Below are 17,018 nucleotides of genomic sequence, written 5' to 3' on the forward strand. Positions count from 1 at the left end.
ACGTGCCCTCCCCGACCTCGTCCTCCGCCCCGTACAACCGTTTGTGCGGCGAGAAGGTCGTACGGGCGTCGGATCTCAGACAGGAGCAGTACGTTGCGCAGACGCACCCTGACCGTGGCCACGGCCACCGCCGCCCTCGCCCTCGCCGTCACCGGGCTCGGCGCTCCCGCGGTCGTGGCGGCGCCCTCCGGTCTGGCGGACGACTTCAACGGCGACGGCTACCGCGACCTCGCCATCGGTACGCCCAAGGCGAGCGGCGGCACGGTCACCGTCCTCTTCGGCTCCGCCGCCGGCGTCAGCCCGAGCCGGTCGGTGAACGTCACCCAGAACACCCCGGGCGTGCCCGGCGCGTCGGAGAGCGTGGACAGGTTCGGCGAGAACGTCACCAGCGGCGATGTGAACCACGACGGCTACGCCGATCTGATCGTCGGGGCGCCCGGCGAGGAGGTCACCGGGAAGCCGCGCGGCTCGGTGACGATCGTCTGGGGCGGCGCGAAGCCGTTCACCTCGGGCGGCATGGCGCTGACCGCGCCCACCGCCGAGGCGGACGGCTTCGGCGAGAGCGCGGCCTTCGCCGACCTCGACGGGGACGGCAGCCCGCAGCTCGCCGTCGTCGGCAGCGACACGTTCTGGTGGTACAGCGACGGCGGGCCCACGCAGGACGGCGCGCTCGCCCCCGAGGTGGACTTCCTGCCGGACGGCGTCCAGCTCGACGGCATCGTGGCGGGCCACTTCTCCTCCAAGGACGGCGGCGACGGCTACGAGTACGTCCTGCACGGCCGCCAGTACGACACCGACGGCTCTCCGCTGCCCGGCTATGTGGGGGTACTGAGCGGCGGCCCCGGCGACGTCGGCTCCGTCTACGCCACCCTCAGCGACGACGGGACGACCGGCTCCGCCGCATGGTGGTCGGCGGCCGTCGCGACCGGCGACATCGACGGCGACGGGTACGACGACCTGGTCACCGCGGACACAGCGGGCGTCAAGGGCGGCTCGATCATGGTGCGGTACGGCTCGGCGTCCGGGCTGCCGCACAAGGGCCGCACCTACCACCAGGACACCCCCGGCGTCCCGGGCACCGACGAGGTCTACGACAGGTTCGGTGCGGCGCTCGCGCTGGGGGACGTGACGGGCGACGGCCGTGCGGACCTCGCGATCGGCGCCCCGGACGAGACCGTGGACGGCAAGCGCTACGTCGGCGACGTCGTGCTCCTCAAGGGCGGCCCGAACGGACTGACCACGACCGGGGCCCAGTCCTTCCACCAGGCGACGGCCGGAGTACCGGGCGCGGCCGAGGCGGGGGACCACTTCGGCTCCGCGCTCCGCCTGCGCGACATCAACGGCAACGGCAAGGCGGATCTGGCGATCGGCGCGGACGGCGAGGACATCCTGCCGAACGGCTACGACGACGGAGCGGCCTGGGTGCTGCGGGGCTCGGCGTCCGGACTGACGACCGCCTCGGCGACCTCGTTCAACGCGACGGACTTCGGCTACCCGGTGGTGGCGGGCCGCAAGTTCGCGGACGTCTTCGCGCGCTGAACGGCCACGGAACGCGCCGGGCACCGGGGCGCCCGGGAACCGGGTCCGCCCGGCGCCGACGGGCGCCGGGCGGTGTTCACCCGCACTGCGGCACGCGTCAGTCGACGATCATCCCGGTGCGCGCCGCCGGGGCCCGCCCGACCAGCAGGCCGCCGAAGTTGCCCTCGACCTCCGACTTCTCGGCGGCGTTCGGATACGGGTTCGTGCACGCGATGCCCGCCGTGGAGCCGGACATCAGGCTCGAACACGGTCCGGGCTTGCGGTCGGGCAGGCCGAGGATGTGCCCGAGTTCGTGGGCGGAGATACGGACGGTGTTGTAGCCCTGGTCGACGGCCTGCCGCCCGATGTAGACGGTGCCGTTGCCCAGGGTCGTGGGCAGGGCGCGCGGCCAGCCGTTGTCGGCGAGGACGCGGATGTTCGCGCGTTGCCCGGTGGCGACCGGCCGCAGCTCGACGGAGTCGACGCTCTCGTTCCAGATCGCCGCCCCGCGGTCGACCGCGCTTCTGAACTCCGCCGAACCGCCGGCGTCATAGGTGAAGACACGGGCCGCCGAGACATCGGACGGGGCGGCGGAAGCGGCCACCGCCTGGCCGCCGGTCAGGGACAGGGACACCACCAGCGCCGCGGTCAGGGCACCGGTCAGCGTACGGACGTGCATGATCGACCTCCTCGTGGGGAAAGGGGCAGTCGTGCTCATGACATTATTGGCTCCCTGCCCGGCGTGACGGAGGTGAATCCGTCAATCGGCGGGACACGGGGCGGGCGGTGTTCGGCGCTCATGAAACGGCGCCGGTGAACCCCTCGTCGGTGAGCCAGCGCTGGGACCTGCGGACCCGGTCCTGCGGAACGGGCTCCAGGAGGATGACCGCCCCCTCGGCCCGGCGCACCGGCGTCACGGCCACGCCGGGCTCGGCGACGAGCGTCAGCAGTCCGTCGGACGCCAGGTCGTAACGCGTGTCCGCCGATTCCTCACCGCCCCGCCCGGCCGCGCACGGCCGCAGGGCCACGGTGCCCTGTGGCTCGGCGTTCAGGCACAGTTCGGGAGCCGCCTGGTTCCGCAGGCGCCCCTCCCCGTCCCACCGCCACAGCTGGCTCGCCGACCCCTCGCAGCGGGCCGTCACCGCGGGAGTGCCCGGCACCGCGGCCGAGGCGCGCAGGTCGAGGCAGAGCCCCGTCCGCACGTTGCGCAACCGTGTCACCGGGACCTCGTTCCCACCCGGCGAAGAGGACGTGTCCGGGGGTGTGTCCGGGGCCGGAGCGGATTCGGACGGCGCGGAGGCGGTCGCGGACGGGCTCGCCGTCGGCACGGCCACCGAACCGCCCACCGCCTCGCTGTCGCCGCCTGCTCCGCCCAGGGCCATCGGAGACGCCGCGATCACCCCGCACAGCAGCACCCCCAGGGCGGCCGGCAGCGGCCACCGCAGACGCCGCGGCGCGGGACGGTCCCCCTCCACGGGCCGGGCCTGCGCCTGAGCGGGCCGCGCGGCGGGCTCCGGCCGGGCGTCGTCCGATGCCCGGCCGGGGGCGTCGGCCGACGGTCCCGGCCGCTCCCGACGGGCGGGCCGGGCCGCGAGGTAGTCCGCCGCGCGGAATCCCAGGACCGCCTCCGCGAGCAGCACGGGGAGCCGCTCCGGGGACTGGTCGAGCTGGTCCACGGCCGCCCGGCAGTAGGAGCAGCCGTCGAGATGGTCGCGTACCTCCGCCATCGTCTCCGTGGCTCCCCGGCGGGCGTGGACGTCGATGAGCCGGTGCAGGCGGCGGCAGCGCTCGTCGCGAGCGCGGTCGAGATGCACGCGTACGCACTCGTCGCGCAGCTGGGTGCGGGCGCGTTCGGGGTTCAGCAGGGCGGGGTCCGCGCCGACCAGGGCGGCGACCGCCTCGACGTCCTCGGCCTCGACGACGGTGTGCCACAGCAGCGTCTGGGCGCGGTGCGGCAGGTTGTGGAAGGCGCGCAGGACCAGACTCCTGGCACCGCTCCCCCGGTCCCCGCCGGGCCGGGTCCGGCGGGCGTCGCCGGCCGAGTCGCCTCGCAGATCGGGGTGGAGGGAGGAGCGCCTGTCGTCGGCGTTCCACTCCCCGGCGGCGTCGAGTACCGCGGAGAGCAGGCGCGGCCGCCACGGGAAGTCCGCTCCGGCATGGGCCGCCACGTCGCCGTGGGTGGTCCGGAAGGCCAGACCGGCCAGTCGTTCCGCGGTCCCCCGGTCCTGCTCCGCGCCCGGGTTCCGCTCCACGCACAGGGACGCGTACCGCAGGACCGAGGTGCCGTGCAGCGCCAGCAGTTCACCGGCCGAGGGAACCCCGGCCGCGCCCCCGGCCCCCGGGGACTCCGTCCGCGCGAACTCCGCGGGCACGGCGGGCTCGTGGCCCACGTCCGAGAACTCCGCGGGCACGGCGGGCTCATGACCCACCTCCTCGCCGGGCGCCACACGCTCTCGTCCGCTGTTCGGAGCCGCCGCCACGGGAGCACCATCCATGAATCGGGTCTCCTCCCTGTTCCGTACCGTCGATACGGCCCTCCGCGGCTCCGTGCTCAACGCCCGCGCCGGAAGATCGAGTCCACTCGCTCGCCCGGAAGTACGTCCCGGACGGTGACACGGTTCAGCGGCGGACGCCGAACGCCGCCGGAACCGGTGCCGCGTGGACGGCCCGTCTCCCCCTCCGGCACGGGGGATCCGGTGCCCGTGTCCGGTGCCCGTGTCCCGCGTGCGTCCCAGCAGCCCTCCGTCGCCGCAGGTCAGGGGCGCGTGACCGTCCCGGCGTCCCAGCCCGTCGGCCGGGGGTCCTGCCACGGGACGGCCCCTGCCAGCATGACCGGCGGCCGGAGACCACCGGCCACCGACCAGAGGGGGAACACCAGATGGGACAGAGGACGCTTCTGCGGGGCCTGACCCTCGCCGTGGCAGCGGTCCTGCCCCTGTACGGGCCCACGGCGGTGCAGGCGGCGCCGTCCGCAGTCACCGCGGTGGCGGTCTGCGGGCACACCAGCGCACAGCCCACGCTGCAGCGGGGATCGACAGGGGACCCGACGTCCGAGGCGCAGTGCCAGCTGAACCTCGCGACGAAGCCGAGCCGGTACACGCCGATCGCGGCGGACGGCACGTACGGGGCGGCGACGGAGGCGCGCGTCAGGGACTTCCAGCGGTGTGCCGGGCTCGACGTCGACGGCGTACTGGGCCCCCACACCTGGGCCGCGCTGAACAGTTGGGCCGAGCAACCGCGTACCTGCGCCGACCGGGGCACCTCGGGCACCGCGCAGACGGCCGTGTGCGGGCACACCGACACGCGCCCCTCGCTGCGGAAGGGCGCGAAGGGCGTCGAGGTCAAGGAGGTGCAGTGCCGGCTGAACCTGGCCATGGAACCCTTCCACTACCCGCCGCTGTCGATCGACGGCGACTTCGGGGGCGGGACCGAGTCCCGGATCGTCGAGTTCCAGCACTGCGCCAACCTCGGCGCCGACGGCGTCGTGGGCCCGAGCACCTGGGCGAAGCTGGTGGACTGGTCCAGCCGTGACACGTACTGCACCCCGCCCCGCCCCGCCGGCTACTCGATCGACGGCCTGGACACGGCCAAGTACCAGCACCCGGGCGGCGCGCCGATCGACTGGAAGGCCGTACGAGCCTCGGGGGTGGAGTTCGCGACGGTCAAGGCCACCCGGGGCCTGAACGTCACCGACGAATACCTCACCGCCGACCTCCAGGGGGCCCGGGCGGCGGGGCTGGCCGTCGCGCCGTACCACTTCTACACGGGCTCGGCCGCCGACACGGGCGGCGCGCAGGCCGACCGGTTCATCGCCGCCGTGCGGGCGACCGGCTACACCGGGCAGCGGGCGGGCGACCTGCCCCCGATCTTCGACCTGGAGCGCATGGACGACGGCAGCGGCCGCTGTCCCACCTACGGGACCGTGGGCGACGCCAAGGTCTGGCTCGACCGGGTGGAGGCGGCCTTCGGCCGCACTCCGATGATCTACACACAGAAGTCCTTCCTGGACGACTGCATGGGCTCCACCACCGCCTTCGCCCGCTATCCGCTGCAACTCGCGGACTACCGCCAGTCGATCACCCAGCCGCCCCTGCCGAAGGGCTCGACGACCTGGGCGATGTGGCAGTACACCGACGCCGCGATCTTCCCCGGCATCAAGGCCCCGGCGACCGCGGACGTGTTCAACGGCACGCAGGCCGACCTGGACCGACTGGCCAACCGGTGATCCCGCCCGTGGCCGTCGCCCTACCGAGGAGCAACACCATGACCGACCGCCTCTCCCGCGCGGCCCTCGTCGCCGTGCTCGCCGTCCTGGGCTTCGTCGTCCCGGCGCCCGCCTCGGCCGCCACCGCCGCCACCGCCGCCACCGCCACCGCCGCCACGAGCTGCTATGGCGGAGCGGTCACGGTCCGCTACGGGGAGGTCCGCGACTTCGGCCCGTACGTGACCACGAGCCGCTGCACGGACATCAACATGCGGATGACCGGCGGCGACGCCGACTTCGGCTGGGCCTGCGTGAAGTTCGCGCGGGCCGCCGGCTGCAACTACTGGACCAAGATCGGCCGCAGCTGGACGACGATCGCCACCGACGTCCTCAACGGGACCACCTTCACCGTGCCCAACGGCGTGGACCTGGAGGGCAGTTCCGCCACCTTCCAGATCGCCTTCTGACGTCTCGCCCACCTCACCGAACGGAGACCACCATGATCAGGACCCGGGCGCTCGCCTCGGCTCTCGTCACCGTGGCCGCATTGCTGGCGGCGGGTGCCGCGCCCGCCGCCGCACAGTCCTCGGCCGCGGCGACCAGCTGCTACGGCGGCGCGAAGAACCTCAACTACCGCTACCAGGTGGGCCCCAAGGACTACGGGCCGTTCACCACGTCCTCCCGGTGCGGCGACATCAACATGCGGCTCACCACGGACAACGGCGCGTTCCTCTACGCCTGTGTGGTGTTCGTCGAGCACACCGACAGGTGCAACCACGACAACACGTACTCCCTCCACGGCACCCCGTGGGCGACGGTCGCCACCGATGTCAGGGACGGCACCCGCTTCGTTCTGCGCGTCGGCCCCTACGACACCGACGCGCAGAACGTGAACTTCCAGCTCGCCTACTGATCTCCTTCCGCACCACCCGCACCACCCGCACCACCCGCCGCACCGTTCACCACCGTTCCGGAAAGGTACGACCCAGATGACCTCCTCCTTCCGTCCGTTCGACCGCCGCAGCCTGCTGCGGGGCACCGTGGCCGCCGGCGCCGGCATCGCGTTCGGACAGCTGCTGTTCTCGGGCACCGCGCAGGCCTACGCGTGGTCGCGCACCATGAAACAGGGCGACAGCGGCGCCGACGTGCTCGAACTGCAGATCCGGGTCTCCGGCTGGGCGGCCGACAGCCCGAGCCACACCCGCGTCGGCCTCGACGGCGACTTCGGCCCCGGCACGCTCGCCGCCGTCAAGCGGTTCCAGGCCGCGTACGGCCTCGACGCCGACGGCGTCGCCGGCCCCAACACCCAGGCGAAGCTCAACGCGCTGGAGCAGTCGGACGGTTCCACGGCCCACTTCAACTGGAGCGAGTTCGTGGACCAGTCCAGCGGCACCTTCAACGGCGGCAAGGCGAGCGCGGCGCAGGTGAAGGAGAACGCCCGCCGCTGCATGTACAAGCTGGAGGCGCTGCGCAAGAAGCTGGGCGACAGGCCGATCACGGTCAACTCCGGTTTCCGGAGCATCGCGCACAACGCCGAGATCGGCGGGGCCAGCGACAGCATGCACCTGTACGGCACCGCGGCCGACCTCGACGTGCCCGGCGTCGCCACCAAGACCGTCTACCAGAAGGCGGAGACCTGCGGGTTCTCCGGGCTGGAGCGGTACACCGTCGACCACCAGCACGTCGACAGCCGGGCCGACCTCGGCCGCGACTGGTGGTGGGAGAGCGGCACGGTCTGAGGCGTCCGCCCCTGATCACCGGAACCGGGAGGGCCGGGTGCCGCGGCGGCGGTGCCCGGCCCTCTCGGGCCTCAGCTCTTCTCGGGAGTGTCCTTCAGCGCGGCCTCGCAGGCCGGCCAGTCGTGGAAGTCGCGCCGTACGCTCCACAGCCGGTGGGCGGCCTCGATGTTCCACGCCGGGTCGAAGGCCCGCAGCGGTGTGCCGTCTAGTTTCCGCAGGCTGGCGTCGGAGATCTGGAACACGCCCCAGTTGCGGCTGCCGTTGGTGTTGGGCAGCACCCACAGGGGGTCGAGGAACGACGAGCAGCGGGCGATCGCCACGGCGGTGTCGGGATCCTCGACGAACACCGCGCGGATCCGCTCGGTCACCTTGGCCGGCGACCAGCTCGCCATGCTGACCTTGCCCGCGTAGAGCGCCTTCTTCGTGGCGTCGTCGACGACGCTGCGGGCCGCCACGCGCGCCAGCACCTGGAACGCGGTCAGCCGGCGCAGGGTCTCCGGCCCGAAGTCCCCGTCGACGGCGAGGCGGCCCCCGGCCCGGGTCAGCAGGACCTGCACCTCGCGTACGCACGCGTCGTGCTGCCCCATGCTCACCGACGCGCAGGCGGGCGAGTACAGCAGCCTGTCGTCGGACGGCGGCGAGGCTCCGGCCGGAGCCCCCGCCGGCCACCACACCAGGCCGGCGACCAGGGTCACCACGACCACGGCGGCCAGGAGCGCGAAACGGGAGGTGAGTCTCTCGGTGATGCGGGACCGCGGCGACCGCCCGGGCCCGCCGCCGACGGTCTCCGGCGCGATGGTGTCGTCCGCGGGACGCTCCGCCGACTCGGCGGCCTCCGGGACGGCGGTCCCCGGGGCGGGCTCGCGCTCGGCGGGCGCCCCGGGTCCGGCGCTCGCCGCCGCCGTCGCGGGCGGCGCGTCCCGCTCGGTGTCCGCCAGCGCCCACAACCGGTGCAGTTCGCGGAGTTCCTCCGCGCTGGCGCCGCACACCTTGGCGAAGGCGTGCACGACCCGGTAGTCCGTCGGCACGCTCAGTCCGGAGCAGTACCGGTGCAGGCTGGAGCCGCTGACACCGGCCTCCTTGCCGAGGCGGTCGTAGCCCCGGCCGCTGCGGTCCTTCAGCATCCGAAGGCAGGCGGCAAATTTTTCCGCATGCGGAGAGGCACCCACACGTCCACCCTTGCTCAAGCCCCTACTGACGGGTAGAAGCTACACCGCCCAGGGACGTGCGCGTGCCCGTTCACTGCGGGAAAACGACCGCCAACAACCCTGCGCATGAAGGTATTTGAAGGAATGTCAACCCGGCCCGGGCGGCCCGGGCCGGGCCGCCGGGAGCCGTCCTCGTCACGCGCTGAGCGCGGCGAGCACCACGGACCTGGCCTCCTCCTGGACGCGGCGCAGGTGGTCGGGGCCGAGGAAGGACTCCGCGTAGATCTTGTAGACGTCCTCCGTGCCCGAAGGGCGGGCCGCGAACCAGGCGTTGTCGGTGGAGACCTTGATGCCGCCGAGGGCGGCGCCGTTGCCCGGGGCCTCGGTGAGGACCGAGGTGACCCGCTCCCCGGCGAGGGCGTCGGCGGTGACCTGGCGGGGCGAGAGCCGGGCGAGCAGTGCCTTCTCCTCGCGGGAGGCGGGGGCGTCGACGCGGGCGTAGGCGGGGGCGCCGAAGCGGTCGGTGAGCGCGGTGTAGTGCTGCGAGGGGGTCCGGCCGGTCACGGCCGTGATCTCGGACGCGAGCAGCGCGAGGATGATGCCGTCCTTGTCGGTGGTCCACACCGATCCGTCGCGGCGCAGGAAGGACGCGCCGGCCGACTCCTCACCGCCGAAACCGAGGGTCCCGCCGGACAGGCCGTCGACGAACCACTTGAATCCGACGGGGACTTCGACCAGACGGCGGCCGACGTCGGCGGCGACCCGGTCGATCATGGAGGAGGACACCAGGGTCTTGCCGATCCCGGCGGCCTCGGGCCACCGCTCCCGGTGCGCGAAGAGGTAGGAGATCGCCACCGCCAGATAGTGGTTGGGGTTCATCAGGCCCGCGTCCCGGGTGACGATGCCGTGCCGGTCGGCGTCGGCGTCGTTGCCGGTGGAGATGTCGAACCGGTCGCGCCGCTCGATGAGCGAGGCCATCGCGTACGGCGAGGAGCAGTCCATACGGATCTTGCCGTCCCAGTCCAGCGTCATGAACCGCCAGGTGGGGTCGGTGAGCGGGTTCACCACCGTCAGGTCGAGCCGGTGCTCCTCGGCGATCCGGCCCCAGTAGGCGACGGAGGCGCCGCCCAGCGGATCGGCGCCGATGCGCACACCGGCGGACCGGATCGCGTCCAGGTCCAGCACGTTCGGCAGGTCGGCCGTGTAGGCGCCGAGGAAGTCGTGGCGGCCGGTGCCAGGGGCGGTCAGGGCGCGGCTGTAGGGGATGCGGCGTACGTCCTTGAGGCCACCGGTGATGATCTCGTTGGCCCGGTCCTGGATCCACGAGGTGGCCTCGGAGCCGGCGGGGCCGCCGCTCGGCGGGTTGTACTTGAAGCCGCCGTCGGCGGGCGGGTTGTGCGAGGGGGTGACCACCACACCGTCGGCGAGGCCGGACGTGCGGCCGCGGTTGTGGGCGAGGATGGCGTGCGAGACCGCCGGGGTGGGGGTGTAGCCGTCGGCCTGGTCGATGAGGACGCTCACGTCGTTGGCGGCGAACACCTCCAGGGCCGTGATCCGGGCGGGCTCGGACAGGGCGTGGGTGTCGGCGCCGAGGAAGAGGGGGCCGTCGGTGCCCTGCGCGGTGCGGTACTCGCAGATGGCCTGGCTGGTGGCGGCGATGTGGTCGTCGTTGAACGCGGTCGCGAGCGAGGAACCGCGGTGTCCCGAGGTGCCGAAGGCGACCCGTTGCCCTGGCTCGGCCGGGTCGGGGTGGAGCGCGTAGTACGCCGTGACCAGGCGGGCCACATCGACGAGATCCTCGGGTCCGGCGACCTGTCCTGCTCGCGCGTCCTGCATGTCCCGTTCCTCCGCACTGGCCGACCGTTGGGTTCGGCCCCCATTCTCCCCCGCCCGGCCGGTCGGCACGCACGCGTACCGGCCGGCCGTCGTCGTGGGCCGGGGTGGGTCACAGTGCCGTGAAGGTCCACAGCAGATTGGTGCTGCTGTTGTAAGCCCACTGTTTGGCGACGGATCCCGAGGCCACGTTTCCGGCGCCGTCGAGGACCATGCCGGTGCCCCGGTTGGTGATCGAGTGCCGGCCGTCGCCCCGGTGGGTGATCTTCCACTGCTGGTTGGCGGAGCCGTTCCAGGCGGCCTGCCGGGCGGCCGAGCCGTTGGCGGTGGCGCCCCAGCCGTCGGCGACCATGCCGTTGGTGCGGTTGACGAGCCTGACGTGGCCCCCGCCGACGTCGACCACCTGCCACTGCAGGTTGTTGTGGCCGTCCCAGGTCCACTGCTTGAGGTTGGAGCCGGAGGCGACGTTGCCGCCGCTGTCGAGGGAGAGGCCGTTGGTGACGTTGTCGACGCGGAAGTACGCCGTGGGCCTGAACTGCACCCGCAGGGAGCTGATCTTGTCGTTGTTGCCGGTCACCCGCAGGTCGGGGTTGTCGGCGGTGAACGTCCAGGAGGTGCCGGTGAAGCCGTCCCCGGAGTAGCCGACGACCTGGTACCCGGGGGCGAGCCGGAGCGAGGAGAGGGTGAGCGTGCCGAGCCCTGCCGCGGTCAGCGCGTCCGCGGTGTGGTCGCCGACGGGGAGCACGGCGCCGGTGCCCGCGTAGTCGACGTCCCGGAAGGCGACGGCCCCGGCGAGCGGCCGGAGGCTGGGGATCTGCCCGGAGAAGGTGAGCTTCAGGACGTACGCGTCGGCGCTGTACGGCGCCGACGCGGGCAGGGTGACGGTCAGCCCGGAGGAGTTCTGGACCGGGGACGGCAGGTCGGTGTAGGTGCCGGCGGTGGTGCCGAGGAGCTTGACCGAGGTCAGCGACGACAGGCTGATCCGGTCCGAGGTGAGCGTCTTGATCGTCACGGAGCTGCCGGGCCAGCCCAGGACGGTGGCGTACAGGACGGTGTTGGCCTTGTTGCGGGTGAAGCGGATGTCCTGGGCGGTGCCGGCGTGCGGGGTGGTGAAGGAGCCGCCCCCCATCTTGGTCGGGCCCTCGCCGTACGCGGTCCAGGCGCGGGTCGCGTAGACGGACTCGCCGAAGCGCTTCAGATGGTCCCCTATGCCGAGCAGGATGTTCTTCTGGGCCTGGGGGATGGTGCCGTCGGCCATCGGCGCGATGTTCAGCAGCACGTTGCCGTTCTTGCTGACCCGGTCGAGGAAGGAGTGCAGCATCTGCTGGGTGCTGTAGTAGCCGATGCCCTGGGTGTAGCACCAGCTGGAGCTGGAGATGCTGTCGTCGGTGAGCCAGTACGGGGCGGTGAGGTCGGCCGGCCCGCCGCGCTCGTAGTCGAACATCTCGCCCTTGCCGTTCATGCCGTCCTTGTACGTGGCGACGACCTCACGGCCCCAGCTGTTGGCCTGGTTGTAGTAGTACGACAGGAACTTGAGCCGCTGGGTCTCGTCGACGGCGTCCAGCTTGAAGTCCTGCCAGAGGATGTCGGGCTCGGCCCGGTCGATGACCTCCTTGAGCTTGTCGTACCAGAGCTGGTCCTCCGCCGCCCGGCTCAGCTGCCCGTACAGCTTCTTGAGGCTGGTGTCGCTCTGCGCGGGCGCGAACTCGTAGAAGCCGTTGTAGTGGTAGGCGTGGTGCATGGCGACCAGGAGCTTGAGGTTCTTGCCGCGGATCGCCGCCGTGAACAGGTCCAGCAGGTCCAGCCCGGGGCCCTTGTCCACCGAGTTCCACTCGTTGACCTGGCTGTCCCACATGGAGAAGCCGTCGTGGTGCTCGGCGACGGGGCCGGCGAACTTCGCGCCCGCGTCGACGAAGAGCTGGACCCATTCGTCGGGGTCGAAGTTGCCTCCGGCCGACTTGAGCTTCGGCGCGAACTTCACGGTGTTGCCCGACAGGTCCCGGGCGCCGTCGATGAAGTCGCGGTACGGCCAGGAGGCGGGGCTGCCGTAGGTCGCCGTGTGGTGCTTGTTGGCGTTGCTCCCGCTCTGGTACATGGAGCGCGGGTACCACTCGTTGTCGTACGCGGGAACGCTGAAGGCGCCCCAGTGGAAGTAGATGCCGAACTTGGCGTCCTGGAACCACTCGGGGGCCGGCGGGTGCTGGTCGACCGAGCCCCAGTCGGGCGTGTACGTGCTGGGCGCGGCCTGTGCGGTGCCGGCGCCGAGGACGCCTCCGGCGACGGCGGCCGCGGCCACACAGGTGGCGCCGACCAGGAGCTGACGTCTGTTGATCGAACTCGACATGGGACATCCCTGATGCGGAGGGGAGACAGGGGGAGGGCGGTCGATGCGGCCCTCGGGCTCCGTGGCGCCGCTCGTCACGCAGGAAGGTCACCGCACGCCGCCTCGCGGTGTCAACGGGCGTGCAGGGATGAAAGTGGTCAATCGGAGAGATGTTTCATCCGATCAGCACTACTTTGCCCCACTTTTTCACCCTGAGGCATCACATGTTTGCCGACTCCGCCTCGTCCTGGCCGATCACGGACCGGTCACGATTGATGGGATGGATTCCTCTCGCCTTGAGGCCACTCTCGCCCCGAAAAGTCCCGAATGAGCCGTTACTTTGAGGCAAAACATACGAAGGGCTGGACAGAACGCGAATCCCGGCCTATACATACATCCCATCTCTCCCCTGGCGACGACACACAGCCGTCGCTCACGAAACATCTCCCGCTACGGGACCAGCGTGAGGAATCACCGATGAGAGTCAGAACCGCCCTCTGTTCTGCTGCCTCCGCACTCTCCGCCCTGGCACTGCTCACCGCCTGCGGCGGCTCCGGCAGCACCACCGCCGCGTCGAGCGACGACAAGCCGCTGGTCGGCGTCGACTACCCGCGCTCCGACACCGACTTCTGGAACTCGTACATCAAGTACACGCCGGAGTACGCCAAGGAGCTGGGGCTCTCCCTGAAGACCACCAACTCGCAGAACGACGTCGCCAAGCTCACCGCGAACGCGCAGACTTTCCTGAGCCAGGGCGTCAAGGGCGTCGCGATGGCCCCGCAGGACACCGCCGCCATCGCGCCGACCCTGGCGCAGCTGGAGGCCAAGAAGATACCGGTCGTCACCGTCGACACCCGCCCCGACAGCGGCAAGGTCTACATGGTCGTCCGGGCCGACAACCGGGCCTACGGCGAGAAGGCGTGCCAGTACCTCGGCACGAAGCTCGGCGGCAAGGGCAAGGTCGTCATGCTCCAGGGCGGCCTGGACTCCATCAACGGCCGTGACCGCACCGAGGCGTTCAACGAGTGCATGAAGAAGAACTACCCGGACATCAAGGTGTTCGGTGAGGCCACCAACTGGGACGGCGCCGTCGCCGCGCAGAAGCTGCAGACGGACCTCACCGCCCACCCGGACATCAAGGGCATCTACATGCAGTCCAGCTTCGCCCTGTCCGGCACCCTCCAGGTCCTCAAGCAGAAGGGTCTGCTGGTCGACCCGAAGAACAAGAAGCACGTGTTCGTGGTCTCCAACGACGGCATCCCCGAGGAGCTCAAGTCGATAGCCGCGGGGAAGATCGACGCCACCGTCTCCCAGCCGGCCGACCTCTACGCCAAGTACGCCCTGTACTACCTCAAGGCCGCGATCGACGGGAAGACCTTCAAGCCCGGCAAGACCGACCACGACAGCACCATCATCCAGGTCCGCGACGGACTGCTGGAGGACCAGCTGTCCGCCCCGCTCGTCACGGCGGACGGCGGCACCTACGGCGGTGTGCCCAGCGTGAAGAGCGACGACACGTCCCTGTGGGGCAACAACCTCGGCTGATGTCGTCCTCCAGAACCCAACGGCTATCGAGCAAGAGGCGGTTGAGATGAGCGACGGGGAGCGAGCAGTCACCCCCGCGCCCGCCCCGACGGACGACGGACGGGCCCCGGCGGGCCCGGCCGTCGTCGAGGCGACGGGCATAGTCAAGCGATTCGGTCCGACGGTGGCCCTGAACGGCGCCCGGATCACCATCCGGCCCGGCGAGACCCACGCGCTCGTCGGCCGCAACGGCGCCGGCAAGTCCACCCTGGTCTCCGTCCTCACCGGGCTCCAGGCCCCCGACGAGGGCACGGTCACCTTCGGCGGTGCCCCGGCGCCCCGCCTCGCGGACCGGGACGCCTGGCGGCAGCGGGTGGCCTGCGTCTACCAGAAGTCGACGATCATCCCCACGCTGACCGTCGCCGAGAACCTCTTCCTGAACCGGCACGACCACGGCCGGCACCGGCTGATCAGCTGGCGGGGGGTGCGCGGCCGTGCCCAGGAACTGCTGTCGACCTGGTCGGTGGACGTGGACCCGCAGACACCGGCCGGCGAACTCGACGTGGAGCAGCGCCAGTTCGTGGAGATCGCCCGCGCGCTGTCGTTCGGCGCCCGGTTCATCATCCTCGACGAACCGACCGCCCAGCTCGACGGCGCGGCGATCAACCGGCTCTTCGACCGCATCCGTGACCTGCAGCGCCAGGGTGTCACCTTCCTGTTCATCAGCCACCACCTCCAGGAGATCTACGAGATCTGCGACATGGTGACGGTGTTCCGGGACGCCCGGCACATCCTGACCGCGCCGGTCACCGAACTCCCCCGCACCGAACTCGTCGCCGCCATGACCGGCGAGGCCGCCGCCGACCGCAGCCAGGAGCGGGCGAGTTCACTGAACACGGACGCCACCGCGGCCCTGGACATCAGCGGCCTGGACGGCGACGCCTACCGCGGTGTCTCCTTCCAGGTGCGTGCCGGGGAGATCGTCGGTCTCGCCGGGGCCGCCGGCAGCGGCCGCACCGAGGTCGCCGAGACCGTCGTGGGACTGCGGACCGCCGACGGCGGCCGGGTCGAGATCGCCGGAACGCGTCCCCGCCCGGGCAGCGTCCCCGCCGCGCTCGCCGCGGGCGCCGGGTTCGTCCCGCAGGACCGGCACCACCAGGGGTACGTCCCCGACATGTCGATCGCGGACAACGCCACGCTGTCCGTACCGCACCGGCTCGGGCACAACGGGTTCCTCAGCGGCCGCACCCGCGACCGGCTCGCCGAGGGCATGATCGAGAAACTGGCGATCAAGACCCCCGGCCCCGAACTGCCCGTCTCCTCCCTGTCGGGCGGCAACCAGCAGAAGGTCGTCATGGCCCGCGCCCTCGCCGACGATCCCCGGCTGCTGGTCCTGATCAACCCGACCGCGGGCGTGGACGTGCGCTCCAAGGAGTTCCTCCTCGGCAAGGTCGAGGAGACCGCGCAGACCGGCACCGGAGTGCTCATCGCCTCCGACGAACTCGACGACCTGCGCATGTGCGACCGGGTCCTGGTGATGTTCCAGGGCCGAGTGACCTCAGAGATCGCCCGCGGCTGGCACGACCACGACCTCGTGGCCGCGATGGAAGGAGTGGACCTCCATGCCTGAAACCGTCCTCGCGGACACACCCGCCCCCAAGGCAACCGCGCCCCGGGCCAAGGGAACCGCGCTGTTCGGCGGCCGCATCCCCCTGGCCCGGCTGCGCGACCTCGCGCTGGTCCCCGCGATCGTGGTCATCGCGATCGTCGGCCAGATAGTCAACCCGGTCTTCTTGCAGGGCGACAACCTCATCAACGTCCTGCAGACCATGTCCGAGATCGCCCTGCTGGTCCTCGCCCAGACGATGATCCTCATCGTCAAGAAGATGGACCTGTCCCTGGAGTCGACCATGGGCCTCGCGCCCGGTGTCGCGGCCTGGCTGGTCGTACCGACCGGCGCCGGGCACGGCCTCGGGCTCCTGCCGGGCGCCTGGGCCATCCCCGTCACCCTCGCCGTGGGGGCGCTGATCGGCGTGATCAACGCCCTGCTGATCATCCGTTTCGGTCTCAACGGCTTCATCGTCACCCTGGGCATGCTGATCGTCCTGCGCGGCGTCCTGACCGGGATCTCCGGCGGCCAGACCTTCTTCCAGCTGCCGGAGTCGATGCTCTATCTCGGCACGGCCCAGTGGCTGGGGGTGCCCGCCTCCATATGGCTCTGCCTCACCCTGTTCGCGGTCGCCGTCGTCGTCCTCGGCTGGACCAGCTTCGGCCGGTCCCTGTACGCCATCGGCGGCAACGTCGACGCGGCGAAGGCGGCCGGTATCCGGACCGACCGGGTGCTGTGGATCGTCATCGTCACCGGCAGCCTTCTCGCCGCCCTCGCCGGACTGCTGCTCTCCGGGCGCCTGGCCTCGGTGGCCTCCGCACAGGGCAACGGCTACATCTTCACCGTCTTCGCCGCCGCCGTGATCGGCGGGATCAGCCTCAACGGCGGCAAGGGCACGATGTTCGGCGCGTTCAGCGGCATCCTGCTGCTGTTCATGATCCAGAACGTGCTCACCCTGGCCGGCGTCCCCGCCCAGTGGATCGGCGCCCTCAACGGCCTGATCATCCTGGTCGCGCTCATGATCTCCCGCATCACGGGCGGCAAGGTCCAGGAGTGACACCGGGCGGCAGCCGCCCGCAGCCACGGTGCCGGCACGGCCGCCGCGCCCCGGTCTTCCCCA

At 71.5% G+C, this 17,018-nt stretch carries 13 protein-coding genes; 8 read left to right on the plus strand and 5 right to left on the minus strand.

Features of this window, described 5'->3' with window-relative positions:
- Positions 1-93 precede the first annotated feature (93 nt).
- Positions 94-1,539, plus strand: a complete 1,446-nt coding sequence (locus PYR72_RS08195) for an FG-GAP-like repeat-containing protein (protein ID WP_275454657.1) — start codon at positions 94-96, stop codon at positions 1,537-1,539.
- Positions 1,540-1,636: 97 nt separating this feature from the next.
- On the opposite strand, the gene PYR72_RS08200 is transcribed toward PYR72_RS08195, so the two are convergent.
- Together PYR72_RS08200 and PYR72_RS08205 are read right to left on the minus strand one after the other, a co-directional pair.
- The gene (locus tag PYR72_RS08200) at positions 1,637-2,197 is read right to left on the minus strand and encodes a snapalysin family zinc-dependent metalloprotease (RefSeq protein ID WP_275454658.1); all 561 of its coding nucleotides are present in this window, start codon (positions 2,195-2,197) and stop codon (positions 1,637-1,639) included.
- A 118-nt stretch (positions 2,198-2,315) separates the two neighbouring features.
- A complete protein-coding gene (locus PYR72_RS08205) occupies positions 2,316-4,013 on the minus strand; it encodes an RICIN domain-containing protein (RefSeq protein WP_275454659.1) in 1,698 nt (565 codons plus the stop codon).
- Between the two features lie 383 nt (positions 4,014-4,396).
- Here PYR72_RS08205 and PYR72_RS08210 point away from each other — a divergent pair, with 383 nt between their 5' ends.
- The 4 genes from PYR72_RS08210 (at position 4,397) to PYR72_RS08225 (ending at position 7,461) form a co-directional block, all read left to right on the plus strand.
- Entirely contained in the window at positions 4,397-5,743 is a 1,347-nt protein-coding gene (locus tag PYR72_RS08210) for a GH25 family lysozyme (RefSeq protein WP_275454660.1), read from the plus strand.
- 38 nt (positions 5,744-5,781) lie between these two features.
- Entirely contained in the window at positions 5,782-6,189 is a 408-nt protein-coding gene (locus PYR72_RS08215; protein WP_275454661.1) for a hypothetical protein, read from the plus strand.
- Between the two features lie 32 nt (positions 6,190-6,221).
- Positions 6,222-6,635 carry a hypothetical protein gene (locus PYR72_RS08220; protein ID WP_275454662.1) on the plus strand — a complete coding sequence of 138 codons (414 nt, stop codon included), beginning with the start codon at positions 6,222-6,224 and terminating at the stop codon, positions 6,633-6,635.
- 76 nt (positions 6,636-6,711) lie between these two features.
- Positions 6,712-7,461, plus strand: coding sequence for a D-Ala-D-Ala carboxypeptidase family metallohydrolase (locus PYR72_RS08225; RefSeq protein ID WP_275454663.1), 750 nt, complete (start codon positions 6,712-6,714; stop codon positions 7,459-7,461).
- Between the two features lie 71 nt (positions 7,462-7,532).
- Here PYR72_RS08225 and PYR72_RS08230 read toward each other — a convergent pair whose 3' ends face one another.
- From PYR72_RS08230 to PYR72_RS08240, 3 genes are all read right to left on the minus strand, one after another.
- Positions 7,533-8,630 carry a helix-turn-helix domain-containing protein gene (locus PYR72_RS08230; protein WP_275454664.1) on the minus strand — a complete coding sequence of 366 codons (1,098 nt, stop codon included), beginning with the start codon at positions 8,628-8,630 and terminating at the stop codon, positions 7,533-7,535.
- A gap of 174 nt (positions 8,631-8,804) precedes the next feature.
- Positions 8,805-10,445, minus strand: coding sequence for a phosphoglucomutase (alpha-D-glucose-1,6-bisphosphate-dependent) (gene pgm / locus PYR72_RS08235; RefSeq protein WP_275454665.1), 1,641 nt, complete (start codon positions 10,443-10,445; stop codon positions 8,805-8,807).
- Between the two features lie 109 nt (positions 10,446-10,554).
- Positions 10,555-12,786, minus strand: a complete 2,232-nt coding sequence (locus PYR72_RS08240; protein ID WP_275454666.1) for an alpha-L-fucosidase — start codon at positions 12,784-12,786, stop codon at positions 10,555-10,557.
- A 456-nt stretch (positions 12,787-13,242) separates the two neighbouring features.
- Between PYR72_RS08240 and PYR72_RS08245 the strand changes: the two genes are divergently transcribed.
- The 3 genes from PYR72_RS08245 to PYR72_RS08255 are packed head-to-tail and all read left to right on the plus strand — an operon-like array spanning position 13,243 to position 16,955.
- Positions 13,243-14,310 (plus strand): sugar ABC transporter substrate-binding protein, encoded by a 1,068-nt coding sequence (locus tag PYR72_RS08245; protein ID WP_275454667.1) that lies wholly within the window; start codon positions 13,243-13,245, stop codon positions 14,308-14,310.
- 46 nt (positions 14,311-14,356) lie between these two features.
- Positions 14,357-15,919 (plus strand): sugar ABC transporter ATP-binding protein, encoded by a 1,563-nt coding sequence (locus PYR72_RS08250; protein WP_275454668.1) that lies wholly within the window; start codon positions 14,357-14,359, stop codon positions 15,917-15,919.
- Complete coding sequence (locus PYR72_RS08255; protein ID WP_275454669.1) at positions 15,912-16,955, plus strand: ABC transporter permease; 1,044 nt, start codon at positions 15,912-15,914, stop codon at positions 16,953-16,955. Before PYR72_RS08250 ends, PYR72_RS08255 begins: the two co-directional genes overlap by 8 nt.
- The last annotated feature ends 63 nt before the right edge of the window (positions 16,956-17,018 follow it).

The organism is Streptomyces sp. VNUA24 (assembly GCF_029167005.1).
Lineage (GTDB): Bacteria > Actinomycetota > Actinomycetes > Streptomycetales > Streptomycetaceae > Streptomyces > Streptomyces scabiei.

Coding starts and splice junctions, on each gene's coding strand:
- PYR72_RS08200 (WP_275454658.1), bottom strand. CDS start 2,197: ATGCACGTCCGTACGCTGACCGGTGCCCTGACCGCGGCGCTGGTGGTG.
- PYR72_RS08205 (WP_275454659.1), bottom strand. CDS start 4,013: ATGGATGGTGCTCCCGTGGCGGCGGCTCCGAACAGCGGACGAGAGCGT.
- PYR72_RS08210 (WP_275454660.1), top strand. CDS start 4,397: ATGGGACAGAGGACGCTTCTGCGGGGCCTGACCCTCGCCGTGGCAGCG.
- PYR72_RS08215 (WP_275454661.1), top strand. CDS start 5,782: ATGACCGACCGCCTCTCCCGCGCGGCCCTCGTCGCCGTGCTCGCCGTC.
- PYR72_RS08220 (WP_275454662.1), top strand. CDS start 6,222: ATGATCAGGACCCGGGCGCTCGCCTCGGCTCTCGTCACCGTGGCCGCA.
- PYR72_RS08225 (WP_275454663.1), top strand. CDS start 6,712: ATGACCTCCTCCTTCCGTCCGTTCGACCGCCGCAGCCTGCTGCGGGGC.
- pgm (WP_275454665.1), bottom strand. CDS start 10,445: ATGCAGGACGCGCGAGCAGGACAGGTCGCCGGACCCGAGGATCTCGTC.
- PYR72_RS08240 (WP_275454666.1), bottom strand. CDS start 12,786: ATGTCGAGTTCGATCAACAGACGTCAGCTCCTGGTCGGCGCCACCTGT.
- PYR72_RS08245 (WP_275454667.1), top strand. CDS start 13,243: ATGAGAGTCAGAACCGCCCTCTGTTCTGCTGCCTCCGCACTCTCCGCC.
- PYR72_RS08250 (WP_275454668.1), top strand. CDS start 14,357: ATGAGCGACGGGGAGCGAGCAGTCACCCCCGCGCCCGCCCCGACGGAC.
- PYR72_RS08255 (WP_275454669.1), top strand. CDS start 15,912: ATGCCTGAAACCGTCCTCGCGGACACACCCGCCCCCAAGGCAACCGCG.